22 protein-coding genes, 2 tRNA genes and 1 pseudogene are annotated in these 24,510 nt (G+C 43.8%); 18 read left to right on the forward strand and 7 right to left on the reverse strand.

Annotated elements, in window-relative coordinates:
- Positions 1–109 precede the first annotated feature (109 nt).
- The 5 genes from QO189_RS08435 (at position 110) to ruvB (ending at position 5,282) form a co-directional block, all read left to right on the forward strand.
- Positions 110–1,324 carry a phosphoglycerate kinase gene (locus QO189_RS08435; protein WP_371532381.1) on the forward strand — a complete coding sequence of 405 codons (1,215 nt, stop codon included), beginning with the start codon at positions 110–112 and terminating at the stop codon, positions 1,322–1,324.
- A 254-nt stretch (positions 1,325–1,578) separates the two neighbouring features.
- A complete protein-coding gene (locus tag QO189_RS08440) occupies positions 1,579–1,965 on the forward strand; it encodes a hypothetical protein (protein WP_058025900.1) in 387 nt (128 codons plus the stop codon).
- Between the two features lie 399 nt (positions 1,966–2,364).
- Positions 2,365–3,402 carry a class II fructose-bisphosphate aldolase gene (gene fba, locus QO189_RS08445; RefSeq protein ID WP_371532382.1) on the forward strand — a complete coding sequence of 346 codons (1,038 nt, stop codon included), beginning with the start codon at positions 2,365–2,367 and terminating at the stop codon, positions 3,400–3,402.
- A gap of 99 nt (positions 3,403–3,501) precedes the next feature.
- Positions 3,502–4,122 (forward strand): Holliday junction branch migration protein RuvA, encoded by a 621-nt coding sequence (gene ruvA / locus QO189_RS08450; RefSeq protein WP_371532383.1) that lies wholly within the window; start codon positions 3,502–3,504, stop codon positions 4,120–4,122.
- 179 nt (positions 4,123–4,301) lie between these two features.
- A complete protein-coding gene (gene ruvB / locus QO189_RS08455; protein ID WP_058025939.1) occupies positions 4,302–5,282 on the forward strand; it encodes a Holliday junction branch migration DNA helicase RuvB in 981 nt (326 codons plus the stop codon).
- 74 nt (positions 5,283–5,356) lie between these two features.
- Here the strand turns inward: ruvB and QO189_RS08460 are convergent, their stop codons facing one another.
- The 5 genes from QO189_RS08460 to QO189_RS08480 form a co-directional block, all read right to left on the reverse strand.
- The gene (locus QO189_RS08460) at positions 5,357–6,784 is read right to left on the reverse strand and encodes an FAD-binding oxidoreductase (RefSeq protein ID WP_371532384.1); all 1,428 of its coding nucleotides are present in this window, start codon (positions 6,782–6,784) and stop codon (positions 5,357–5,359) included.
- A 96-nt stretch (positions 6,785–6,880) separates the two neighbouring features.
- Entirely contained in the window at positions 6,881–8,539 is a 1,659-nt protein-coding gene (locus QO189_RS08465) for an ABC1 kinase family protein (protein WP_371532385.1), read from the reverse strand.
- Between the two features lie 119 nt (positions 8,540–8,658).
- On the reverse strand, positions 8,659–9,363 hold the full coding sequence (locus QO189_RS08470) for an SCP2 domain-containing protein (protein WP_371532386.1): 705 nt from the start codon (positions 9,361–9,363) through the stop codon (positions 8,659–8,661).
- Positions 9,364–9,444: 81 nt separating this feature from the next.
- Positions 9,445–10,494: a bifunctional demethylmenaquinone methyltransferase/2-methoxy-6-polyprenyl-1,4-benzoquinol methylase UbiE gene (ubiE, locus tag QO189_RS08475; protein WP_371532387.1), complete on the reverse strand. Its 1,050-nt coding sequence runs from the start codon at positions 10,492–10,494 to the stop codon at positions 9,445–9,447.
- Between the two features lie 84 nt (positions 10,495–10,578).
- The gene (locus tag QO189_RS08480) at positions 10,579–11,283 is read right to left on the reverse strand and encodes a hypothetical protein (RefSeq protein ID WP_371532388.1); all 705 of its coding nucleotides are present in this window, start codon (positions 11,281–11,283) and stop codon (positions 10,579–10,581) included.
- A gap of 348 nt (positions 11,284–11,631) precedes the next feature.
- Between QO189_RS08480 and QO189_RS08485 the strand changes: the two genes are divergently transcribed.
- Together QO189_RS08485 and QO189_RS08490 are read left to right on the forward strand one after the other, a co-directional pair.
- Complete coding sequence (locus tag QO189_RS08485; RefSeq protein WP_371532389.1) at positions 11,632–13,290, forward strand: ATPase; 1,659 nt, start codon at positions 11,632–11,634, stop codon at positions 13,288–13,290.
- Between the two features lie 638 nt (positions 13,291–13,928).
- Positions 13,929–15,536, forward strand: a complete 1,608-nt coding sequence (locus tag QO189_RS08490) for an inorganic phosphate transporter (RefSeq protein WP_371532390.1) — start codon at positions 13,929–13,931, stop codon at positions 15,534–15,536.
- 100 nt (positions 15,537–15,636) lie between these two features.
- On the opposite strand, the gene QO189_RS08495 is transcribed toward QO189_RS08490, so the two are convergent.
- Together QO189_RS08495 and QO189_RS08500 are read right to left on the reverse strand one after the other, a co-directional pair.
- Positions 15,637–16,869 (reverse strand): aminotransferase class I/II-fold pyridoxal phosphate-dependent enzyme, encoded by a 1,233-nt coding sequence (locus QO189_RS08495; RefSeq protein WP_256714015.1) that lies wholly within the window; start codon positions 16,867–16,869, stop codon positions 15,637–15,639.
- Between the two features lie 161 nt (positions 16,870–17,030).
- A pseudogene (locus QO189_RS08500) lies at positions 17,031–17,268 on the reverse strand (helix-turn-helix domain-containing protein); the annotation flags it as partial.
- Positions 17,269–17,658: 390 nt separating this feature from the next.
- On the opposite strand from QO189_RS08500, the gene msrB reads away from it, so the two are divergent.
- From msrB to QO189_RS08555, 11 genes are all read left to right on the forward strand, one after another.
- Positions 17,659–18,084: a peptide-methionine (R)-S-oxide reductase MsrB gene (gene msrB, locus QO189_RS08505; protein WP_201598436.1), complete on the forward strand. Its 426-nt coding sequence runs from the start codon at positions 17,659–17,661 to the stop codon at positions 18,082–18,084.
- 143 nt (positions 18,085–18,227) lie between these two features.
- Positions 18,228–18,713, forward strand: coding sequence for a glutathione peroxidase (locus QO189_RS08510; RefSeq protein ID WP_371532391.1), 486 nt, complete (start codon positions 18,228–18,230; stop codon positions 18,711–18,713).
- Between the two features lie 222 nt (positions 18,714–18,935).
- A tRNA-Val gene (locus QO189_RS08515) sits at positions 18,936–19,011 on the forward strand.
- A 37-nt stretch (positions 19,012–19,048) separates the two neighbouring features.
- Positions 19,049–19,125 (forward strand) — tRNA-Asp (locus QO189_RS08520).
- A gap of 344 nt (positions 19,126–19,469) precedes the next feature.
- Complete coding sequence (locus QO189_RS08525) at positions 19,470–19,739, forward strand: YrhK family protein (RefSeq protein WP_371532392.1); 270 nt, start codon at positions 19,470–19,472, stop codon at positions 19,737–19,739.
- A 50-nt stretch (positions 19,740–19,789) separates the two neighbouring features.
- Entirely contained in the window at positions 19,790–20,551 is a 762-nt protein-coding gene (locus tag QO189_RS08530) for a hypothetical protein (RefSeq protein ID WP_371532393.1), read from the forward strand.
- 202 nt (positions 20,552–20,753) lie between these two features.
- A complete protein-coding gene (locus tag QO189_RS08535; protein WP_371532394.1) occupies positions 20,754–21,116 on the forward strand; it encodes an ArsR/SmtB family transcription factor in 363 nt (120 codons plus the stop codon).
- Between the two features lie 47 nt (positions 21,117–21,163).
- A complete protein-coding gene (arsC, locus tag QO189_RS08540; RefSeq protein WP_371532395.1) occupies positions 21,164–21,571 on the forward strand; it encodes an arsenate reductase (glutaredoxin) in 408 nt (135 codons plus the stop codon).
- Positions 21,558–22,331 (forward strand): arsenical resistance protein ArsH, encoded by a 774-nt coding sequence (gene arsH / locus QO189_RS08545; RefSeq protein WP_371532396.1) that lies wholly within the window; start codon positions 21,558–21,560, stop codon positions 22,329–22,331. Before arsC ends, arsH begins: the two co-directional genes overlap by 14 nt.
- 68 nt (positions 22,332–22,399) lie before the next feature.
- A complete protein-coding gene (locus tag QO189_RS08550) occupies positions 22,400–23,707 on the forward strand; it encodes an arsenic transporter (protein WP_371532397.1) in 1,308 nt (435 codons plus the stop codon).
- Between the two features lie 118 nt (positions 23,708–23,825).
- The gene (locus QO189_RS08555; RefSeq protein WP_371532398.1) at positions 23,826–24,446 is read left to right on the forward strand and encodes a DUF411 domain-containing protein; all 621 of its coding nucleotides are present in this window, start codon (positions 23,826–23,828) and stop codon (positions 24,444–24,446) included.
- Positions 24,447–24,510: the final 64 nt, after the last annotated feature.

Consider the following 24,510-nt stretch of genomic DNA (forward strand, 5'->3'; position numbering starts at 1 on the left):
GGCTCATTGTTAGAGCATATATAGTAGATGATGGTTAAAAAATTATTAGTCATATCAATCATGATAGTAATCGTAAATTAATAGATATATTGATGCATAGGAGCAGGTAATGAATTTTTTGCGTATGAGCGAGCTGAACTTAACCGATAAAGTGGTATTGATCCGAGAAGATTTAAATGTCCCTATTAAAGATGGTAAAGTCACAAGTGATGCTCGCTTACAAGCAAGTCTACCTACTATTGAGATGGCGCTAGAGAAGGGTGCCGCTGTTATTGTTTGTTCACATCTGGGACGCCCAACAGAAGGTAATCCTGAATCTATTTATTCATTGGCACCAGTTGCTGATTATTTGACAGACAAATTGGGCTCGCAATTAGCGTCACCAGTGCGCCTGAATAATGATTACCTGACTCAAGGCGCTGCTGTAAAATCTGGCGAAGTCGTACTACTAGAGAATGTGCGCTTTAACGATGGTGAAAAGAAAAATGATGCGACGTTAGCAAAAAAATACGCGGATTTATGTGATGTGTTTGTCATGGATGCATTTGGTACCGCGCACCGTGCGCAAGCATCAACAGAAGGCGTGACGCAAGCGATGCGTCAAGCAGACAAAACTGTTTGTGCAGGGCCTTTGTTGGCAGCTGAGCTTGATGCCTTGAGCCTGGCGCTTGAAACACCAGCCCAGCCTATGCTTGCCATCGTTGGCGGCTCAAAAGTGTCTACCAAGTTAGAAGTTTTACATAGCTTGGCTGAAGTCTGTACACAGATTATCGTGGGTGGCGGTATTGCCAATACTTTCTTAGCGGCACAGGGACATAGTGTGGGCGCGTCGCTGTACGAAGCAGATTTGATCGATACTGCGCGCGATATCATGACCAAGACTGAGATATTACTGCCTGAGTATGTGGTTGTTGCTGATAAAGACGACATCGATTTTGCTGACTTTACTGGTTCATTGCAAAAGGCAGTTGCGACAATCAAATCTGTTGATGCCATTGGCGAAAATGACATGATATTGGATATCGCGCCACAAAGCGCAAAGCAACTTGCCGATGCCATTATTCGTGCAAAAACGATCTTGTGGAATGGCCCAGTGGGTGTTTTTGAAGTTGATGCTTTTGGTCAAGGGACACAAATACTGGCAACAGCTGTAAGAGACAGTGACGGTTTTTCAATTGCGGGTGGCGGTGATACCTTGGCTGCTATTGATAAATATCAAGTCGCTGATGGCGTCAGTTATATGTCAACAGGCGGCGGTGCATTTTTAGAATTTGTAGAAGGTAAAGTGCTCCCAGCAGTTGCTGCGTTACAAATTAACGCTTAACTAATTAACGTTACTCAGTATTTTCGTAACACTAGACGTACAACTAATAGTAAACATCTAAGGTAGTCTGTGAAAATAATATTTTGACTTTCATTTTGCTTATTTATATTAGTATAGCTAAAATCTATAGTCATTGATTATTAAGCAGTAATTATTTGTTTCTACACTGAAAATTATTATTGCATGTCTCATTCGTACTCTATAAAATAGCGCGACCATGTATCTTGACATGCATTATTTACGAGAGGTTTATTATGTTAAAACGTCATTTGTTACTTGCTAGCATACTTGCTGGTACTTTTGCAGTTACTGCATGTAGCCAACAAACAGAAGAGAACACTGAAGCTGCTGTTGAATCAGCTGGCGATGATGCTGCTGCAAATGCTGATGCCGCTGCTGCTGAAACGGATGCTGCTGCTGCTGAAGCTGAAGCTGCTGCTCAAAACGCTGGTGCTGAAGTTGCTGAAAGTGCAGACACTGCTGGTGCAGCTGCAACAGACGCTCTAGAAAACACTGGTGATGCTATCGCTGAAGGTACTAATACAGCAGTTGAAAATACTGCTGAAGCAGTTGCTGACGGTGCCAATGCTGTTGCTGATGGTGCTAACGATGTTGCAGTTGATGCAGAGCAACAGTACTAAGCTACGCAATAACTATGCGATATAATGGCTGAAATTTTTGAATGCTTTACATTGTAAGTCATTCATTATAATAGCCATTGCTTTATAAGCCTCGAAATATTAAAAAAGCCTTGGTGATTGCCAAGGCTTTTTGCGTTCTATGCTATGAGTATAAGAGATAAGATGGTTCAGTTGTTGTAGACACCAATAAGAGAAAGAGACTGGTTAGACTGACAAATAGTCAGGCAACCGCTACGAAGACAGCACAATTTTTGCTATAATCACCGCGTGATAACCATATCCCAAATGAGTCAGATTTTGACTGATGTATATACAGTCAGTAAGGTCTAACAGATAGCGGAATGGTTGTTACAAAGCTGCATTTAAAATACTATTCAAAATCCAATCAGAGAGCGTCTTATGGCCCTAATATCCTTACGTCAACTTCTAGATCATGCCGCTGAACACAACTACGGTGTTCCTGCCTTTAACGTCAATAACTTAGAGCAAATGCGCGCAATCATGATGGCTGCGGATGCTTGTGATTCGCCTGTTATTGTTCAAGCCAGTGCGGGCGCACGTAATTATGCAGGGTCGGCATTTTTGCGTCATTTGATTATTGCTGCTATCGAAGAATGGCCACATATTCCAGTGGTTATGCATCAAGATCACGGTATGTCACCAGCTATCTGCCAGCGCTCGATTCAGCTTGGTTTCTCATCTGTCATGATGGACGGCTCACTTGGTGAAGATGGCAAAACGCCGATGGATTATGATTACAATGCCAGCGTCACGCGCGAAGTGGTCAAAATGGCACACGCGTGCGGTGTGTCTGTAGAAGGCGAAATCGGTTGCCTAGGTAGCCTTGAGACCGGTATGGCAGGCGAAGAAGATGGTTCTGGCGCAGAAGGCGTATTAGATCACGAGCAGCTTTTGACCAGTGCTGATGAAGCTGAGCAATTTGTCAAAGACACTAATGTTGATGCGCTAGCAATTGCTATTGGTACGAGCCATGGCGCTTACAAATTCACGCGTCCACCGACAGGCGATATTTTGTCAATTGAGCGAATGAAAGAGATTCATGCCCGTATTCCTAACACGCATCTTGTCATGCATGGCTCTTCATCAGTGCCGCAAGAGTGGCTAAAAGTCATCAATGAAAACGGCGGTGATATTGGCGAAACTTATGGTGTGCCTGTTGAGCAGATCGTTGAAGCGATCAAGCATGGTGTGCGTAAAGTAAATATCGATACCGATCTGCGTCTAGCATCAACAGGCGCTATCCGTGAGTTCTTGGCAAATAATCCAAGCGAGTTTGATCCACGTAAATACTTCAAAGCGTCTATGGTCGCGATGTCAGATATCTGCACCAATCGTTTTGAAGCGTTTGGTTCTGCTGGTCAAGCTCATAAAATCCGTCCAATTAGCCTCGAAGGCATGGTCGATTTTTATCAGTAAGGCTAAGCGTATATAAGCAATAGACTATGCTAGCGAAAGGTGGTCTTGCATAATGAATGGCAGCGGATTTAACTTTATAATAACCGACAGAGGTGAGTGATGATTGGATTGATTACCGGACAGGTGCAATATTTAATGGCGCCAACAGCCTGTATCATGACAACCTCTGGTGTGGGTTATGATATCGAGCTGCCATTGCCGTCATTTTGTCAATTGCACCTTAATGAGCAGGCGAGTATTTGGACACATTTTCATGTACGTGAAGATGCGCAACTGCTTTATGGTTTTATTGATCGTAAAGAGCGCGATGTCTTTCGCCAATTGATTAAGATCAATGGCGTTGGCGCAAAAATGGCATTGGCAATGCTATCTGCAATGTCAGCGGCTGAGCTAAAAATGCATGTTGAGCAAGAGTCAGAGACAGCATTGACGCGCATACCGGGCATTGGTAAAAAAACAGCACAGCGCTTATTGATTGAGCTAAAAGATAAGCTAAAAAATATCGAAGTGGATAGCGGTTCGTTTGAGCTAACACCTCAGCAAACCGCCGTTTCTCACGACGGCAGTATCATTGCTGAAGTAGAAGGGGCGCTGATTAGCTTGGGCTACAAGGAAAAAGAGGCTCAGCTAGCCATAAAGGCAGCTAAAAGTAAGGGTGACACCTTTGCGGACACTCAGGGGTTGTTAAAAGCCACATTACAGCAGTTGTCTGGTTTCTAAGCTCACGTTTCAACGTTATCTATCGATAACAACAAAATAGTATATTCAACAGATAAGCGACATTAAGTGTCGCTTATTTTCGTTTTGGCGCCTATTTAATGAGGTTTTGCATGACTTATGCGTAGCGTTTGGTTATGCTATTTATTACCTAATTTTTTAATATAATGATAAATTCTATGATGCAAGATCGCTTAATCAATCCGCTAGAAGGCGCGAACGACGCTCCTGACGCTAATATCCGACCAGCATTATTGGCTGAGTATATTGGTCAGCCAGTGGTGCGTGAGCAAATGGAGGTGTTCATCGGTGCGGCTCGTGGCCGTGATGAAGCCTTAGATCACACGTTGATATTTGGTCCCCCAGGACTGGGTAAGACGACCCTTGCCAATATTATTGCTCGGGAGATGGGTGGTAATCTGCGCTCTACTTCAGGGCCTGTGCTTGAACGTCCAGGGGATTTGGCCGCTATGCTGACCAATCTAGAAGCGGGTGACGTGTTATTTATTGATGAGATTCACCGTTTGAGCTCGGTTATTGAAGAAATACTCTATCCAGCGATGGAAGATTTTCAGCTGGATATTATGATTGGTGAAGGGCCTGCCGCACGTTCTATCAAGCTTGATCTACCTCCTTTCACATTGGTGGCAGCAACTACCAGAGCAGGGCTATTGACCTCACCGTTGCGTGATCGTTTTGGTATCGTACAGCGACTCGAATTTTATAATATTGCTGATCTCACAACAATTGTAAGCCGAGCAGCGCGCTTAATGCGCGTGCCTATGAGCGAGGATGGCGCTATTGAGATTGCTCGCCGTGCACGCGGTACACCAAGGATTGCTAACCGCCTGTTACGCCGTGTGCGTGATTATGCTGAGGTAAAAGGCGATGGTAGTATCAATGGTGCGATTGCAGGTAGTGCGCTAGACATGTTGGCAGTGGATAGACGTGGTCTCGATCATCTAGACAGGCGCTATATAGAGATATTACACGAGCGCTTCGATGGTGGTCCTGCTGGGGTGGAAGCCGTGGCAGCGGCAATGGCAGAGGATAGAGGTACGTTAGAGGACGTGATTGAACCTTATCTTATTCAACAAGGATATGTCCTGCGTACCGCTCGTGGACGAGTACTGACACAGATGGCAATTGATCAAATGCTATAAAGATAAATATTAAAAAATCGCCTACTTTTGATTGAAAGTAGGCGATTTTTTTGGCTATAGCTTTAATAAAACCATTAGGAAGGAGATAAAGGCTCAGGCCATATTTTTCCAGGGTTTAGAATATTTTTGGGATCAAGGGCTGACTTGACAGCTTGCATCAGTATTAGGGCGTTGCCATGCTCTTGCTGCATATACTTCTGTTTCCCTTGCCCAATACCGTGTTCGCCCGTACAGGTGCCATCCATCTCAATAGCGCGCGTAGCTAGGCGTCCGATAATTGCCTCAGCGATGGCAACTTCTTCAGGATTTTTGGTATCGACCAATAACAGAACATGAAAATTTCCATCACCAACGTGACCGACGATAGGACCAATCATACCAGCACCTTCAATGTCTTTTGCGGTGGCGCTAACGCATTCTGCTAATCGTGAGATAGGCACGCAGGCATCAGTCGATAACGCGCTGGCTTCAGGCCTCAGGGCAGAACTGGCATGATACGCATTGTGCCTTGCTTGCCAAAGGCGCTTGCGCTCAACCTCATTGGTATCCCAAGCAAAATCATGCCCACCAAATTCTTCGATGATATCGTTAAAGAGCTTGGCTTGCTCAGCAACACTCGCGTCTGTGCCATGAAATTCGACAAATAACGTTGGTGTCTCGGTTAGACTGAGGTTGTCATATTGATTGCATGCTTTGATTTGCATCGCGTCAAGTAGTTCAATACGAGCAATAGGTAAGCACATCTGAATAGTCAGCATCACTGCCTGACAAGCATCTTCAATGGTCGAAAAATGACAAATGCCACTGCCTATGCACTCGCTAATGCCAAACAGTTTCAGTGTGATTTCAGTGACAATTCCCAGTGTCCCTTCCGAGCCTATCATCAAGCGCGTCAGATCATAGCCTGCCGCCGATTTTTTGGCTCGCGTGCCTGTTCGTACGATATCGCCACTTGCGGTCACTACTTCTAGTGCGAGTACCACATCTTTCATAGTGCCATAACGCACCGCATTAGTACCTGAGGCGCGAGTGGCGACCATGCCACCGATACTGGCATTAGCGCCGGGGTCTATCGGAAAAAACAGCCCTGTATCGCGCAGATAATGGTTTAGTTGCTCACGCGTCACGCCAGGCTGCACGGTAACGGTCAAATCTTCATTATGAACCTGCAAAATGGCATCCATTGCGTGCATGTCTATGCATAACCCGCCATAAGGTGCATTGAGTTGGCCTTCCAAAGACGAACCAATGCCAAATGCGATTACTGGCATCTCATACTGATTACAAATCTCGACCGCCGCTGCTACTTCCTGTTTGTCCTGTACGGTTAATACTGCATCTGGTGGCTGATTGGTCAGCCACGTCATCGTATGGCCATGCTGTTCACGCACTGTCGAATTCACACTCAGTTGTTTGCCAAAACGTTCCTGCAAGGCTGTAATAGCCTTACTATGGTCTGGTTTGATAGTGTTATGAGTCTGTGACAATGGTAGTGATGACATGATGAACCCTATAGATAATGCGACTATTTGGCATTAAATTAGCATATTCAATATCCATTTGATATACTTTAATGACAGGCATTTGTTCTATTTTAACTAAGCTAGGATACGCCACACAACCACTATAATAGCTAACAAATAAAACAAAGGCGCAAACCAGCCTACTTGAGTAGCGATCGCAATAAAAATAGCAAATCCTGCCAATGCCAACCAGTCGCGGCGACGGTCGTTGAGCATATCAGCGCGAATTTGCTGTATTTCACGCAGTTGGCTGTCTTGCCGTGACCCTTGTGAGGCAAGGCTTTGTAGCCCTTGATCCAGTAGCTTGGGAATATCAGTGGTAGACAGTAGTATTTCAGGTAATTGTTGGCGCAACTGTTGTAGGTTACGCATTGGGTCTAACTGTTCTTTAATCCAGCTACTTAGGATTGGTTTGGCAAGTGACCAGATATCAAGATCAGGATACAAGTCACGACCGAGCCCCTCTACATGTACCAAGGTTTTGAGCAAAAGCATGAGCTGCGGCGGGATGCTCATATGATGGCGACGGGCAATGTCTAAAATCTGCATCAGTACACCAGCAAAATCGATATCGTTGATTGATTTTTGTAGCATGGGGCCAACAGTGCGTTTCATATCACGCATCAGCGCATGTTTATCAGCATTTGGTGGTATCCAACCTGCACGGCTAACGATGTCAACGACCGCGGTAAAGTTGTTATTCATGACCGCAAGTAACATCCGCGCCACGATAAGCTGATCATCTTTTGACAGGGTACCCATGATGGCGCAATCAAGCCCGATATAGCGGGGCTGATGACCCAAATCAACCGCTGCCATATCTGCATGTAGTGTTTTGACAGGCGGCGTCTCAACAAACACATTGCCCGGATGCATATCAGCATGAAAAAAATTATCGCGAAAAACTTGGGTAAAAAATATCGTTAAGCCTTTTTCTGCCAGCGCGGCACGGTCATAACCCAGCTGATCAAACACCTCGACTTGTGAGATAGGAACCCCTTGGATACGCTCCATGACCATCACGTTTTTGGCAGCATCATAGACTTCAGGCACATACATCAATGCTGAACCCAAGAAGTTATTGCGCATCTGAGTAGTATTGTCAGCCTCAAGCGTTAAGTCCAGCTCATTTAGCATCACTTGTCGATAGTCTTCGACAATATCGATGATATGAACAGCACGCGCCGCTTCGATACGAGCCGATGCCCAACTTGCCAATTCTCGTAGCAGCTCAAAATCAGAGACAATCACAGTGCGAATATCGGGACGCACGACTTTAACCACCACTTCACGCCCATCATGCAAGGCCGCAGTATGGACTTGGGCGATAGAGGCTGCTGCCAGTGGTTTAATATCAAATCGTGCAAACAATGTATCGACGGACTGACCGAGACCATGTTTTGGATGTTGAATTTGAGCGACAGCAATATCAGCGTCGAAAGGTTTAACTTTATCCTGTAGCTGTACTAATTGAGCGATGATCTCAGGCGGTACCAAGTCTCGACGCGTTGAGAGCAGTTGGCCTAATTTGAGAAACAGCGTACCCATATCTTCAAGCGCGTACTTGATTGCATTTGGCTGGTGCTTTTTACCCCACGCAGCACGGTGCGTGCGAATTAGGCGTGCTAATGGTTGTAGCTGTGGCGCGTCTTCAAGGGGTAAGTGTGTATCAAGACGATACATCGCGGCGATACGCCAAAGCTCACGTAGTCGGGCATGATGGGATAGTAGCATGGGATTGGGTACTCTGGACAAAAACGAAAATAGGGTAGGCGCTGTGTTTCATGCTAAGCACGTACTATCAGCAATAGTATTCACTTAACATGAATTAAATACGCTACTAGTAAAACAAACTATTGATGAAAAGAATTGTTAAGGAAACGTGCTTGCTCTTCTTTGATAGCCGCAAGCTTGGCCTCTTCACGTTCGACATCAGCACGCAACTTTAGAATCTGCTGTTTGAGATCGTTTACTTCAGCGACATCAATAGGGTCAGGCGCGCTATTGCCTGCCACATCATTGGCCCAATCGCTGACATCATCAAATGCGCGTTTGGCACTATGGCGCCAGCTGCCTTTAAGCTGAGAGATTAGAAGATGTAATTGGCTAGCCATTGGTTTGCCGATCAATGGCTCAAGCTGCCCAGCCAAATCAGGATCAAAGCCAGCCACCAGCTGTTTGAGCTGCATCAGTACTTTGTAATCGCCCGCGATTGGTAGGTTACCCTCCGCGCCGCGCATCAGATTGAGTAGCTGCGCTGGATTATCGACTGTGATGGTACAGTCCGGACGGCTATGACCGAAACGGGCACGCTCCATACTGGCTTTTTGGCGCTCATTCATCTGACCACTTGGCTCAAATACGCTGTCTGTCGTAACTGGCTCAAAACGCAACCGCTCATGAGTGAACAATACGTCCAAATCAATATCAGGCATGCCCATGTTGAGACGCAATACTTTACCAGCAAGCGGCGCTAACCCTGCCTTGGTAATCTCGTCGCTAGCAATGGCAATATTAATCAGCTTTTCGGCACCAGCCAATAGTAAGACAGTCAGCATAAGGCTCTCGCATCATTAAGTGAGCGCCTTTGAGTCAGCGCATAGTATATTGGGTTCAATATGGTCATTGCTAATTGTACTTTATGCTTTAAAACCACGATGTACAGCGACAATGCCAGCAGTCAGGTTATGATAATCACAGTTTTCAAATCCTGCTTGTTGCATCATCTGTTTGAGCGTTTGCTGATCAGGATGCATACGAATCGACTCAGCCAAATATTGATAGCTTTCAGAATCATTAGCAATCAGTTTGCCCATCACTGGCAGTGCAGTAAATGAATACAAGTCATACGCTTTAGATAATGGCTCAAACACGGGTTTTGAGAATTCTAAAATCAATAAGCGACCACCCGGCTTTAGGACACGGTACATCGCACGCAGTGCTGCATCTTTGTCGGTGACATTACGTAAACCAAAGCTGATGGTGACCAAATCAAAGCTTTCATCATCAAATGGTGCCAAGGTCTCCGCATTTGCCAGCACAAAATCAACGTTATTGCAGCCAGCATTGATTAAGCGCTCGCGGCCCACTTCTAGCATGGCAGCATTGATATCAGATAATACAACATGGCCATTTCTACCGACTTCACGGCTGAATACTTTGGCTAAGTCGCCTGTACCGCCCGCGATATCTAGTACATGCTGACCGGCACGAACACCTGATAGGCTAATGGCGTAGCGCTTCCATAGACGATGAATACCAAATGACATGAGATCATTCATGATGTCGTATTTTTTTGCGACAGAAGTGAATACATCAGCCACACGTGCTTGTTTTTCGGCTTTGTTGACCGTCTTATAGCCAAAGTGGGTTTGCTCATTGCCATCAGTTTCAGGCGTATGTGGGTTATTGATATCATCACGCTGATTGAAGAGCGCTTGCCTTTCTGTGCGTACTGAAGTATCCGTGCTGGTTGGTTTTTCGGTGTTTGGCATAGTCGTTTGTTGGCCTTGTGGCGTTCCAGTTGGTAGGTCTTGGACTTTAGTAAAGTCATTATTGCTATCATCTTTATTAGATGCAGCTGTCTGCGCGCGTAATATTTGCGCGCTGATCTTTTGGTTATGATCGATACTGTCTTTTACCAATTTTTCTTGCAAATGAGCGTTGTTATTACTTGAAGTGTCGGTCATTACATTATCCTAAGGTTTGTTTTTATTAGACTATGTACAGCCTGAGATATGACAAGAATTAATTAGCTATTTAGCGTATTGATTCTATGATACACCAAACCCTACTGGCTTACCGTCATTATGTACTTCATCAACAATGAGCAGTTCACGTTCACAAAATGGTTCAATAAAACTGCTTACGCTACTTAAAGGCTTCATAGCTTTGAAGCCTGCGTCGATGAAATCATAAAGTGGCTGGTAATTGCTGCGATAAGCAGCACCTTTTGCCAATGCAAAAGCCTTTTTGAGCATAAAGGTATTTAAGTGTTTGTCAGTGCGGTAACAAACGTCTTTTAGGTTAGCAATCTGTACTCGGCGTTCAGCTTCTTCATCAACCGCACGGTAGGCAGCTAGCATATTGTCTGCGTTCACTGGCAAGTTTTGATCGAGTAGCCACTCAGCCAAATGTAGATCCAGCTCAATGGCCAAAATTGCTGCTTGAATACCCATGCTACCAGCTTCTAATGCAGACTCTTTGGCAAGACGTTCTAGTTTTTTGGCTTTTGGCAGGATACGGGCCAGTTGTTTTGCTAGTATCTCGAACTCATCACCACCATATAGTTTCGTTAAAAAGTAATCTGCCATTAGCTGGTTTTTGGGTTGTTCAAATAGTGCACGATGGGTATGACGGATACGTACTTGTTGCCATGTTTGTACTTCGTTGAGCTTGGCTCTCAATACGTCATTTTCATGGTGAGGCAGAGCCCAAAAACGTGTCAAATGCTGTTGCAAGTCGGCTAAAGCGGTCATGGCAGTGAATCCTATAATAAAAATAGATAATATTGAAAATTTGAGGCAGCGTTATTGTGGTTATTTAACCGCGTAAGCTTTTGAATGGCTATTTTAGCAAGTATTAAAAATTGTGTTCACCATAAAAGAAAATAAATGAGAATACAAATGTCAAACTGTTACATAGCAATATTATTTACTCGATTAGCACAATGCTATGATGAAATAGCGTCAAGATTTTTGATGAAATCACTCTAGCATGAAATGCGATGTCAAAAAGAGTCTGCCAAGCCAGAGTATCTAATATTATTCAATGGCAAAGCAGTGTAATAACAATATCATTCAATAACAATAAAAGTGAGCCCAATCATGTCCCAGAAAAATGATACTACTGAACCAGAGGCACCACAAGCGGTCAGTTCGCAGTTTAGTGAGCAAGTCGTCGAGGAGCGCCTGACGCCCAATCCTTTGAGTCAGTTTTCTATGGACAAGGATGCACTTAGGCTCGCCTTGGTTACGGCGCAGTATGCGCTAAGAGCCACCCGGCAACAGACACCGCCAACCCTTAATAAACCAACGGGGCTGCTGGTACTTGTCAATGGGATGGAGCAGGCAGGCAAGGGTACTGCCGTTAAGCAATTGAGGCAATGGGTCGATCCAAGATTGCTTAAAGTTGAGGCAACCGTTGGTCATGCGCCGCTAAGCTATCAGCCTATTTGGCAAGTTCATACCGGCGCGATGCCGCGCCATGGCGATGTGATGGTTTATTTTGGTAATTGGTATGCTGACTTGTTATACAACGTCATGCGCATAGCAACATCAAATACTGAAAATAAAAAACATATCGATAAAAATGCGCTGCCTATTGCGAAATGGCAAGCCTATTTACAGCAGCAGTTAGCTGAGCTCAAAGCATTTGAGCAGGACCTTGTAGCCAACCACACTAGACTACTGAAATGCTGGTTCCATGTGGATATGGAAACACTGCATAGCCGTCTACAAGATAGTGAAGCTGATCCGCAGTTTTTGTATCAAATTGACTGGAACAGCAAAAAAGTGATCGAAAAATTTAACGAGGTTGCAGCCACTCTTTTAAGTCAACAAGATGACTGGATCATCATTGATGGTGATGATAAATCGGCAGCGGCTGATAATTTTTGTCATGAAGTCCTACATGCGATGCAAATGGCGCTCGTCAGTAGTCGTACCAGTACAACCGAATCTACAGAAAAAAAACCACCGTCCAAGACAAAAAAATCCAAACTAAAAGTTGAACAGGCGCCGTTTGAACCAGTAAAGATACCGAAAAGCTTGACCAATATTGATGATTCAAAGATCAGTAAGTCTGAATATAATGATGCTTTGGTAGAGAAGCAAACACGTCTTGCTGAGTTACTACGGGCGCGTCAAGGTCGTCATGTTGTCTTTGCCTTTGAAGGCATGGACGCGGCTGGGAAAGGAGGCGCAATTAAAAGGTTAGTTGCCGCACTCGATCCACGTGAGTATCAAATTTACAATATCGGCGCACCGATGTTATACGAGACTCAGCACCCTTATTTATGGCGCTTTTGGACAAAGTTACCTAATGAGCAAACGAACCATGTTAGCCGTATCGCTATCTTCGATCGCACTTGGTATGGCCGCGTGCTGGTTGAACGTATTGAAGGTTTTGCCACCGATGAGGAGTGGCAGCGTGCCTATGATGAAATCAATCGTTTTGAATCAGACTTAGTGGAGGCTGGGACACTGGTCATCAAATGTTGGTTAGCTATTGATAAAAAAGAGCAGCTAAAACGATTCGAAGCCCGCCAAGATACACCGCACAAGCAATTCAAACTCACTGATGATGACTGGCGCAATCGTGATAAATGGTCAGATTACGTGCAATCTGCAGCAGATATGTTGGCACGCACCGATACAAAAACAGCGCCATGGTGTATTATCGCGACCAATGAAAAGCGACAAGCGCGTTTAGACGTCTTAGATCATGCTATACAGCAGCTATCGGAAGCATCTGATGGCAGATAGCTATCAAAAAAACTAAGATTTGCCAGTTATTTATACTTTTAAGAAACCATCTTTTTCCAATTTTGCTTAGGGAAACATACGAAATCTAATCTGTCATTGGTAAAGGATGAATTCTGTGGACACGCTCACAGTTACAAATCTTGCAATATCATTATGCATTATGTGATTATATTTAATATAATAGGGCCGCAATTGTCTTTACCCTGTCATAAAATGTGCTGACAGATGCATATCTTATGATGGGTACAGATATTTAAAAGACATTATCGCCGTATCTAAGTATTGATAAACACTGTATTGATCAAAACTGTACTGATAAAAACCGTAACATTACCAGAAAGATAAGCCGCAAGATGCTGTAATCAAATGATTGGGCAATATACTTTGCGGCTTTTTGATATGTGATGTGTTTTTACAGAGAAGCGTATCAACGCCCTGAATCAAGCATAGATGAATGATTCTCAGATACGGCAGCAAAATCCGCTAAACATTATTGTTTAGCATTCATCGTTTAAAAATCACGTTGCGCATTTATCATCATGCTACTTTGTTGTGTGATCTTAAAACTCACATGTATAGCTGCGCAATGTTACTAATCGCATATAATTTCAATCAGCTTACGCAGGACGTATCAACGTATGGGTATTAGCAACAGTTCTACAGAGCCAACCCAATCAGTCGGCTCTACGAAAGTAAATCTATTTTTTGCCATTTTATTGATTGCGATGACCATCTACTTTTTGTGGTGGGGTTTAGATTACACCATGCGTCAGCAAACGACGCTGTTTATTGTAGCGACCGCGTTTGGTGTCTTTATGGCATTCAATATCGGTGGTAACGATGTCGCCAACTCCTTTGGTACTTCAGTGGGTGCAGGGACATTGACTATCCCGCAAGCATTGGGTATCGCAGCGATATTTGAGGTGTCGGGCGCCGTACTGGCAGGTGGTGAAGTAACCGATACTATCCGAAGCGGTATTGTCGATTTAGATGGTCTCTCAGTCGAGCCCAACCAGTTTATTTATGTCATGCTTTCAGCGCTGATTGCGGCTGCATTTTGGTTGTTATTTGCCACCAAAAAAGGTCTGCCAGTGTCGACCACACACGCGATTATTGGCGGCGTGGTTGGTAGCTCCATTGTATTGGGTATCACGTTAGGTGGTACTGAAATGGCGTTATCAACGGTAAGTTGGAGCAAGATTGGCACCATCGCTATCTCTTGGGTACTATCACCGTTATTAGGTGGCGTTTTGTCTTATCTGCTATACGGACAAATAAAGAAAAATATCATTGAATATAACGATAGAACAGAAGCACATATTGGTGAGCTAAAAGCCAATAAAAAAGTATTAAAGCAAAACCATAAAGAGTTTTTGGATGGTCTAACCGAGTCAGAGCAGTTAGCTTACACGTCAGCGATGTTACGAGATCAGGAAATTTATAAAGACGATGACTGTGTTGTTGAAGATTTAGAGACCGACTATTACAAAGAGCTGTATGAGATTGAGAATGAGCGCAGCAGCCTTGATACGCTAAAAGCGCTCAAGCAATGGGTGCCTACGATTGCGGCTATAGGCGGTGCAGTTATGGCCTCACTGGTTGTCTTTAAAGGTCTAAAAAACGTCAATAACGGTATGACGACGTTGCAAGGCTTTTTAATCATGGGGATGATTTCAGCCCTCGTTTGGCTTGCAACCTACATTTATACCAAGAGTATCCGCGGCAAGCACAAAGAAGATCTGACCAAAGCCACCTTTATTATGTTTAGCTGGATGCAGGTCTTTACCGCGTCAGCATTTGCTTTTAGTCATGGTTCAAACGATATTGCCAACGCAGTTGGTCCTTTTGCTGCGATTATGGATGTCATTCGTACTAATAGCATCTCGACCGAAGCGGCTGTACCACCTGCTGTCATGCTGACTTTTGGTGTGGCGCTGATTGTTGGTCTTTGGTTCATCGGTAAAGAAGTGATTCAAACTGTCGGTACCAATCTAGCGAAGATGCATCCAGCTTCTGGATTCTCAGCTGAGCTGGCCGCTGCTGCGGTCGTTATGGGCGCATCAACGATGGGTCTACCTGTATCAAGTACGCATACATTGGTTGGGGCTGTATTGGGTATTGGTATGGTCAATAAAGACACCAATTGGGCGCTCATGAAACCAATCGGTTTGGCATGGGTCATCACCTTGCCAGTCGCTGCTGGTCTATCAGCGATCAGCTATATTGTATTGAGCAATATTTTTTAACCCTAAGGCGATAGAGTTCTGTACTAAAGCTTATTTTAGAGCCATAAAAAACGCTTATCAGCATGATGCCGATAAGCGTTTTTTAATGTCATATGAGGATTTACTCAGTGCCAAACTGCTGGCGTTTTTTTGCAAAAAATCGGTCCAATCTGTCCATCGCATTTTCTAAGTCAAGCAAGTTAGGCAAAAAGACCAAACGAAAATGATCGGGTTTGTCCCAATTAAAGCCTGTACCTTGTACCATCAATACGTTTTCTTCGACGAGTAAGTCCATCATAAAGTCCATATCATCCGTGATGGGGTAAACCTCTGGATCCATTTTTGGAAAACAATAAAACGCACCTTGCGGCATCGTACAAGAAATACCTTTAATCGCATTGAGACGTGACACCGCCATTTCTCGTTGCTTATATAGGCGACCTGATTCAGAGGTCAAGTCTTGCATACTCTGATGACCGCCCATCGCTGTTTGAATAGCGTATTGTCCTTGCACATTAGAGCAAAGGCGCATAGATGCCAGCATGTCCAAGCCTTCAATAAAGTCAGCCGCGTGTTGTTTGCGTCCAGACACCATCATCCAACCTGAGCGAAATCCGGCAATACGGTGCGATTTTGACAAGCCATTATACGAGAGTACCAATACTTCATCGGTCAAGGTGCTCATCGGGGTATGTACATTATCATCATAGAGAATACGATCGTAAATCTCGTCCGCCATGATGATTAAGTTGTGCTCTTTCGCGACTTCGATAATTTGTTTTAGTAACTCATCGCTATAAAGGGAGCCTGTCGGATTATTGGGATTGATAACCACGATGCCCTTTGTTTTACTGGTAATCTTAGATTTGATGTCCTCAATATCAGGGTGCCAGTTGTCTTCTTCGTTACAGCGATAATGTACAGCGGTGCCACCAGCGAGGTTAGCCGCTGCTGTCCAAAGCGGATAATCTGGCATCGGAATTAGGACTTCATCGCCATCGTTCATGAGCGCTTGCATGGTCATGACAATCAACTCAGACACACCATTGCCCAGATAGACGTCACGCACATCAACTGCTGATAACAAGCCTTTGGACTGGTAATATTGCAAGATGGCCTTGCGCGCTGAAAAAATCCCTTGTGAGTCTGAATAACCCGTTGCCTCAGATAAATTCATCGCCACGTCACGTAAGATTTCATGAGGCGCTTCTAAACCAAACGGGGCTGGATTGCCTACATTTAGCTTCAGTATTCGCTTACCTTCTGCTTCCATTTTATTGGCAGTTTGTAGTAGTGGGCCGCGAATGTCGTAGCAGACGTTTTGTAATTTATCGGATTTTTTTATGGTGTTCATAGCGTGACCATTTATCGAGTGGTTGTGTGAAGTTTTATCATGATTAAAAGATGTCGTATTAGGAGATAAAATCGGTTGAGCCGTAGTTGCTTTAGGGCTCGTCGAATTGAGCTCGCTTTGCTTTGTAGATGATGCTAAATCATCGGAGTCAGCAGCTTCATTTTTAAGCTCACCGCGCAATAGGTAGCCTTCGCTACAACCTAAAATACGAGCCAGTGTGGGTAGCTTGGATGAGACGATACCATTAGTGCCGCGCTCCCAGTTGGAGATAGCACCGCGACTCACCTTTGCACCAGCGGCTGTCATTGCTTGTGCTAGCTGCTCAGCAGTAAATCCTTTGTCTCGGCGTAGCTGTACCAGTCGCTGCGCTTGTGTGCTTTTACTATTGCTATCAGACATCGTTATTTGAGCCTTTATCAATCAGTGAACATATAATAGGCGATGTAACACTAAATATTGTTTTATGACTAGCCAATGCAAGATATTATTGCATTGCAAAACATATTGCAAGAGATAGAAACTCTTTTTATAAAACGCAAGAATAACTTGCAATATTGTGTCTTTTTCCCTTTCCCTTGATGCTCATATCTATAGATAAGTGAATATTATTGACTGTATTTTATTCGAAGGGTGCTGCTCAAAGCACTACAAATCACATAGCATTGGCAGTACTCTTTTTGAATATGCCTTGAATAGTGAGTTGTGAACCTTCACATATAATCCATCGTTTTTATAATAATATGGCGATAAAATAGTTATCAATAATAAATAATCGAATAAGGGTAAATTATGCAAGACAATCAATTAAGTAAAGAAGAAATCAGCCAATTGACCGAAGCTGACTGGAAAGAGCGTTTGAGCGCTGACGAGTATCATGTGATGCGTGAAAAGGGCACAGAGCGTCCATTTACTGGCGTCTATAACGATGCAACTGATGATGGTGTTTATCGCTGTAAAGGCTGCGGTGCCAGTTTGTTTGATTCAAGCAATAAGTTTGATGCGGGTTGTGGCTGGCCAAGTTTCGATCAAGGGGTTGATAACAGTGCAATAGACGAGCATGTTGACAACTCATTGGGCATGACTCGTACCGAAGTCACCTGTAGCAACTGCGGTGCACATTTGGGTCATGTATTCCCTGATGGTCCACGTGAGACGACAGGTATGCGCTATTGCATCAACTCAGTATCTATTGATTTGGATAAATCTGAGAAGTAAGTCCTTTATCTGATTTTAGAAGTGTGAGAGGGGAAGTACAGAGTGCTTCCTTTTCAAGGGTTTTTAATATTCATGTGATAAAGAAAACAGCGTTATTGAAACAAATAATCAAAATAATAAAATTCTCAAATTAAGGATAGATGATGAGTACTATTTATGATTTCACCGCTGAGCGTATGGACGGCAGCTCGCAAGCGTTTTCTGAGTATAAAGATAAAGTATTGCTAATCGTTAACACGGCAAGCAAATGTGGCTTTACCCCGCAGTTTGAAGGGTTAGAATCGTTATATCAACAATATAAAGACCAAGGGCTGGTCGTTATCGGTTTTCCTTGTAATCAATTTGGTGGTCAAGATCCCGGTAGTAATGATGAGATAGGTGCGTTTTGTCAAAAAAACTATGGTGTCAGCTTTCCTATGATGGCAAAGACCGAAGTCAATGGTGCAGATGCCCACCCTATCTATAAATGGCTCAAAGACCAAAAGGGCGGGGTGCTAACAGAAGGTATCAAATGGAATTTCACCAAGTTTTTAATTGACAGCAAAGGTCAGGTTATTGAACGTTATGCGCCCACAACCAAGCCAGAAGCACTCAAGAATGATATTGAACAAGCTCTCACTGATGCGTGAGTATGAGACTCAAAGAAATGAATTTTTTATAAAAATAAAAAATCAATAAAAACATATGCTTGCTAAAAATTTCAATATAAAAGTGAAAAATATTTAAAAAAGTGGAAAATAGCGTTTGACAGCCAAGTGTAAATCTATATAATACACACCCACAGCAGCAGAGCTTAGTGACAAACATAGGGCTCAGTTGATGTTGAATAAATTGCATCGCAATTGTTCGAAGGGTGATTAGCTCAGTTGGTAGAGCGTCTGCCTTACACGCAGAATGTCGGCGGTTCGAATCCGTCATCACCCACCACTTCTTAGCAAGTGGCTAAACAAGCTAAGAGACCTAAGCAGCGGTAGTTCAGTTGGTTAGAATACCGGCCTGTCACGCCGGGGGTCGCGGGTTCGAGTCCCGTCCGCTGCGCCATATTTAAAACGAATTTAAACTGTTAAGTTTAAGCAAGTTTCGCCTCAGACACTAGATTGTTTGGGGTTTTTTTGTGTCTGTATGTTTTTTCGATATTATTATATCTCGATATTTTGTAGGCGAGTATGCCACAATAATATTAGTTCGAATCAGGTGTCCTTATTTATCGATACTATCAGTAGTGAAAATATAAGGGCAAAGCGATCTAAAAGTCGTCAATAGATCATTGTCACAGGCTTGAATGTTTTATTTTCGTACGCCTTACACCGCCCATTGTTGACAGTAGTGCTGGCTGACTGATATATCTAATGGCTCAATATACATAGGTAAGTAAGGAATAAGTTTTGAGTGACAGTAAAAAGCTAGATGTTGATATTGGACAAGATCATATTTTGATACAGCGGCGCTATGATGCCTTGGGCGCGGTAAATGACTTACTTATCGCTATCTGGTTTTTGATTGGTAGCTTTTTCTTTTTAAAAGAGTCGCTCACCACAGATGGGACGTGGCTGTTTATCCTTGGTAGTGCGCAGTTGCTTATAAAACCACTGATCAAGCTAGTCAGCTTAATTCATGTCGGTAGAGTATACAAACGATCACAAAATAACAAATAGTAATGCATACATAATCATTTTAGTCAGTGATAGAAAATGAGAAATATAATATGGAAAAAGAAAAGGTTTGGTTATGTGATTCGGTATTGGATTGGTCTGCAAAGATAGAGAGCTATAGTTATACAAACGAGGTAGATCATCTAAGGGCATACGATCTTTGGAAACATGCTGAGCTAATTTCGACAGGGGGTACAAATGAGTTTGATCGGGTTGTTGTCATTTCTAATTTAAAACGCTGCCTCAATCAAAGGCTGAAGTTTATAGAACACGTATATTCGCTCAAGAAAATTGCTGTATCTGATTCACCAAAAGGATATTTAGAATACTTAGAGTCTTTGGGCTTAGTTCGACCTTACATGTTAAAACAGTTAATGCTTATCAGGAACGATATTGAACATAATGATGCTCCACCGCCTAATATTGAGCGTTGTCGAGAATTGTTGGATTTGACTTGGTATTTCTTAAAATCCACGGATAGTTTTATTCTTTGGTATAAAAATAATTTTACATTGAGTTATTTAACAAATAAGGGCGAGGAAACTCAATATTGGTTAAATTTCGATATCGACTTTGAGCAAGGTCATACAACTATGGTTAACGGTTGGGTTCCTGAAGCACTACTCAGCAAAGAGGAAAAGCAAGGCTTTACGTTAATTGAATTAAAGGATTTTGGTTCTAAAGAATCACGCTGGGGAAGCTCTGAAAAACATACAGATAAGCTAGATAACGACTTTTGGATAAATGGTAGCCTCAAACCATCAGAAAAAGTCAGACTCAAAATTGTTAAGCGCTGTCTGCACGCAAACATGTAAGGTACCTACTTGAGAATACGCAATAGTTAATATCATATCGGTAAGAAGGTCAATTACTAAGCATATATTTGGCAGATATGAGTGTTAACTATTTAGATATTCTACTTATCGTCGCATTTTGAGTAAGCTCTGGCACTCCCAAAAGAAAAAAATTCATCCAAAAACCATTGAATTATTTCCATATGTCTATATTATTGGACATATGGAAATAACTACTGCTACTGCAAGCTTTGCTGCACTCTCTCAAGACACTCGTTTAAAGGCTTTTAGATTGCTAGTCAGCCACGAGCCTGACGGTCTCCCTGCGGGTGAAATAGCTCGTCAGCTCGGTGTGCCACACAACACGATGTCAGCGCATCTAGCGGTGCTGGCACGAGCAGGGTGGGTGGTCTCACAACGACAAAGCCGACAGATTATCTATCGGGCATCGCTCTCACATATGGATAGCGTCATTCAGTTTTTACTGCAAGACTGCTGTGCAGGACATCCAGAATTGTGTGCCTCACTTATCGACAGTTTAAGTGGATGCAGGGTAAATGAGTCTGCTGAGCAAAGTGATGATTAACCAATGATTGATTCAATAAACATACTTATAAAATAGGTAAGATCACGATGAAACCTTTAATTTTTCATAATCCTAACTGCGGAACCTCTCGTAATACACTTGCTATCATGAAAGCCTCAGGAGAGACGCCAGAAGTGGTGGAATATCTAAAAAATCCACCAACGCGAGCGCGTTTAGTTGAATTGTTAGACCAAATGCAAATCTCTCCAAGAGAATTACTAAGAAGTAAAGAGGCGATCAATGATGAGCTTGGCCTAGACAATCCTGAGCTCTCTGATGATCACATCATCGATGCCATGATTGCACATCCTATTTTGATCAATCGTCCGATCGTGGTGACTGATAAAGGCGCTGCTTTATGTCGCCCTTCAGAGCGCGTGTTTGAACTGCTAGCAAATCCAGTCAGTAGCTTCACCAAAGAAGATGGAGAGGTCATTTATCATGATAAACACTAAAGCGCAGCCAGCGTCTGCGCATGAGTCAGCTACTTTGACAGCATCTGGCTTTGATGATTTGCCCAATATTGATGCAGACCAAATTCAACCTATTGATGTTGAGTCTCTGATCGCGCCTAATGATCCACGTCATGCGCCCAAAATACTGGTGTTGTACGGCTCTGTCCGCGCGCGCTCATTCTCTAGATTGGCCGCGGAAGAATCGAGCCGACTGTTACGTTGGTATGGTTGTGAGGTGCGGATGTTTGATCCCTCAGGCTTGCCACTGCCTGACGATGTAGACTCAGACCATCCCAAAGTGCAAGAGCTACGACAGTTGGCACAGTGGTCAGAAGGGATGCTTTGGGTGAGTCCAGAGCGTCATGGCAGTATCACCAGTATTATGAAAGCGCAAATCGATTGGATTCCGCTGTCTTTGGGTGGCGTCCGTCCGACACAGGGTAAAACCTTGGCACTGATGCAAGTCAGTGGCGGTAGTCAGAGCTTTAATACGGTCAATCAAATGCGTATTCTTGGACGTTGGATGCGGATGATCACTATCCCCAATCAATCTTCTATACCCAAAGCTTTTTTAGAATTCAACGAGAACAATCGCATGGATATGTCTCCGTTATATCTGCGTCTGGTCGATGTCTGCGAAGAGTTGGTGAAATTTACTTGGCTCACTCGCGGACGCTCAGCGTATCTTACCGATCGCTATTCAGAGCGCGTCGAGAGCGCTGAAGAACTATCCAACCGCGTCAATCAAAAGTCGCTTTGATACGGTCACGCTAATACTGTCTCCCTAATACAATTACATTAACATTACTATCTAAGTAAGGCTGTGCCATGCTTGCGTTTGCTATTTTTGTTGTCACTCTGGTGCTGGTCATATGGCAACCGAAAGGATTGGGTATCGGCTGGAGTGCGATGGGCGGTGCATTGGTCGCTTTGGTGCTTGGTGTGGTGCAGCTATCAGATGTCGGTATCGTTTGGGATATTGTTTGGGATGCGACCTTTACTTTTGTGGCGCTGATCATCATCTCGCTTATCTTAGATAGAGCAGGATTTTTTGGCTGGGCAGCGCTGCATGTGGCAAGGCTTGGCAATGGGCAAGGGCGACCACTTTTTCCGATGATTGTCATACTGGGTGCGTTTATTTCTGCGTTTTTTGCCAATGATGGGGCGGCGCTATTACTGACGCCGATTGTGATTGCTATTTTGCTGCGTCTCAATTTTGCACCACCATCTGCTTTAGCTTTTATCATCGCCACGGGTTTTATCGCTGATACGGCAAGTCTGCCCTTGGTCACTTCAAATTTAGTCAATATCGTCAGTGCCAATTATTTTAATATTGGTTTTGGTCGTTATGCGGCGGTTATGGTGCCTGTGAATATCGTGTCTGTATTGGCGACGCTACTGGTGTTGTGGATGGTCTATGCCCGTCATATTCCCAAGCACTATCCAGTCGATAATCTAAGCGCCCCAGCGTCTGCTATTACCGACCCATTGGTCTTTCGCACAGCTTTTCCATTGTTGGGTTTGTTACTAGTTACTTATTTTGCAACGGAGCCGTTGGGGTTACCTATTTCACTTGTCACAGGTGCTATTGCTCTGGTACTGATGGTCATCGCTGGTCGGCTATGGCAAGGCGGACGCGGTGCGGTGATATCTGTCAGTGATGTTGTACGCAAGGCTCCTTGGCAAATCGTCCTGTTTTCGATCGGTATGTATTTGGTGGTGTATGGTTTGGGCAATGCAGGTCTTACCGCATACGGCGCGCAAGTACTTAACTGGCTAGGAGGGCAGGGCGCAGTCATTGCCACAGTAGGGACTGGGTTTTTATCTGCCATTGTCGCGTCTATCATGAATAATATGCCAGCGACTTTGGTCGGCGCGCTTGCGATTGATCAGGCACAAGTGCCCGCCGCGACGCGAGAGCTGATGATTTATGCCAATGTGATTGGTAATGATTTGGGCCCCAAGTTTACACCGATTGGCAGTCTTGCGACTTTATTGTGGTTGCATGTGTTGGCAGAAAAAGACTACAAAATCAGTTGGGGGCAATATATAAAAATAGGCCTGCTGATTACGCCTCCTGTGCTATTGGTGACGCTTTTGGCCTTGGTTGTTTGGCTGCCTATGCTGCCAAGCTAATCAAAGCATTAGCAAGCTTGCTAGGACGGCAATTTGATAAGAATATTGATGTTCAGCTTTATTCTGACATGATAAGGTCTAAATGTGATCAGTGTTTTACCAAAAATGAGGCCATAAAATGACAATGCTAACTGTAAAACCTACCGGTAGACCTCGTAATCATTTACTCATGCCAACACGAGAGGCAGCCGTATTGGTGGCTGTACTTTTATTGTCTGCATGCGCACAGTCTGATAATACTGATGACTTAAGTGTCAATACCAATGCTAAAGATGCAAACGTTGATGCGGTGTTAGAATCTACAGCCCAGACGCAAGCGAGCCAGACTGGTATTTTGAAAAATGTATCTGCAACCGTCTACAAAGATGCCAATTGTGGTTGCTGCAAAGAGTGGATAGGTCATGCACAGACACATGGTCTAAGCTCGACAGTACAGCACCCAGCTGATTTGTCATTGATTAAAGACCGTCATAGCGTGCCTGATGAGCTACGCTCTTGCCACACGGCAGTCACGACTGATGGTTACGTGTTTGAAGGCCATGTCCCTGCTAAGTATGTGGCAGAGTTTTTGCAGAATCCACCAGAGCAAGCTATTGGCCTCGCTGTACCCGGCATGCCAGTTGGTAGTCCAGGCATGGAGTATCAAGACCAGTTCATGCCGTATCAAATTATGCAAATAAACAAAGACGGGACAAACCAAGTATATGCGGAGGTTGGGTCTATGGCTCAGCAGCTATAATATTTAGTAGTATAAATAGATTGATAACTACCGTTTTTTGGTGAATATTTTGGGGAGACTGTCT

The organism is Psychrobacter sp. Arc29 (assembly GCF_041431175.1).
Taxonomy (GTDB): domain Bacteria; phylum Pseudomonadota; class Gammaproteobacteria; order Pseudomonadales; family Moraxellaceae; genus Psychrobacter.

Bases quoted from the DNA above. Each gene is read 5' to 3' on its own strand.
- QO189_RS08435 (WP_371532381.1), top strand. From the start codon at position 110: ATGAATTTTTTGCGTATGAGCGAGCTGAACTTAACCGATAAAGTGGTA.
- QO189_RS08440 (WP_058025900.1), top strand. From the start codon at position 1,579: ATGTTAAAACGTCATTTGTTACTTGCTAGCATACTTGCTGGTACTTTT.
- fba (WP_371532382.1), top strand. From the start codon at position 2,365: ATGGCCCTAATATCCTTACGTCAACTTCTAGATCATGCCGCTGAACAC.
- ruvA (WP_371532383.1), top strand. From the start codon at position 3,502: ATGATTGGATTGATTACCGGACAGGTGCAATATTTAATGGCGCCAACA.
- ruvB (WP_058025939.1), top strand. From the start codon at position 4,302: ATGCAAGATCGCTTAATCAATCCGCTAGAAGGCGCGAACGACGCTCCT.
- QO189_RS08460 (WP_371532384.1), bottom strand. From the start codon at position 6,784: ATGTCATCACTACCATTGTCACAGACTCATAACACTATCAAACCAGAC.
- QO189_RS08465 (WP_371532385.1), bottom strand. From the start codon at position 8,539: ATGCTACTATCCCATCATGCCCGACTACGTGAGCTTTGGCGTATCGCC.
- QO189_RS08470 (WP_371532386.1), bottom strand. From the start codon at position 9,363: ATGCTGACTGTCTTACTATTGGCTGGTGCCGAAAAGCTGATTAATATT.
- ubiE (WP_371532387.1), bottom strand. From the start codon at position 10,494: ATGACCGACACTTCAAGTAATAACAACGCTCATTTGCAAGAAAAATTG.
- QO189_RS08480 (WP_371532388.1), bottom strand. From the start codon at position 11,283: ATGACCGCTTTAGCCGACTTGCAACAGCATTTGACACGTTTTTGGGCT.
- QO189_RS08485 (WP_371532389.1), top strand. From the start codon at position 11,632: ATGTCCCAGAAAAATGATACTACTGAACCAGAGGCACCACAAGCGGTC.
- QO189_RS08490 (WP_371532390.1), top strand. From the start codon at position 13,929: ATGGGTATTAGCAACAGTTCTACAGAGCCAACCCAATCAGTCGGCTCT.
- QO189_RS08495 (WP_256714015.1), bottom strand. From the start codon at position 16,869: ATGAACACCATAAAAAAATCCGATAAATTACAAAACGTCTGCTACGAC.
- msrB (WP_201598436.1), top strand. From the start codon at position 17,659: ATGCAAGACAATCAATTAAGTAAAGAAGAAATCAGCCAATTGACCGAA.
- QO189_RS08510 (WP_371532391.1), top strand. From the start codon at position 18,228: ATGAGTACTATTTATGATTTCACCGCTGAGCGTATGGACGGCAGCTCG.
- QO189_RS08530 (WP_371532393.1), top strand. From the start codon at position 19,790: ATGGAAAAAGAAAAGGTTTGGTTATGTGATTCGGTATTGGATTGGTCT.
- QO189_RS08535 (WP_371532394.1), top strand. From the start codon at position 20,754: ATGGAAATAACTACTGCTACTGCAAGCTTTGCTGCACTCTCTCAAGAC.
- arsC (WP_371532395.1), top strand. From the start codon at position 21,164: ATGAAACCTTTAATTTTTCATAATCCTAACTGCGGAACCTCTCGTAAT.
- arsH (WP_371532396.1), top strand. From the start codon at position 21,558: ATGATAAACACTAAAGCGCAGCCAGCGTCTGCGCATGAGTCAGCTACT.
- QO189_RS08550 (WP_371532397.1), top strand. From the start codon at position 22,400: ATGCTTGCGTTTGCTATTTTTGTTGTCACTCTGGTGCTGGTCATATGG.
- QO189_RS08555 (WP_371532398.1), top strand. From the start codon at position 23,826: ATGACAATGCTAACTGTAAAACCTACCGGTAGACCTCGTAATCATTTA.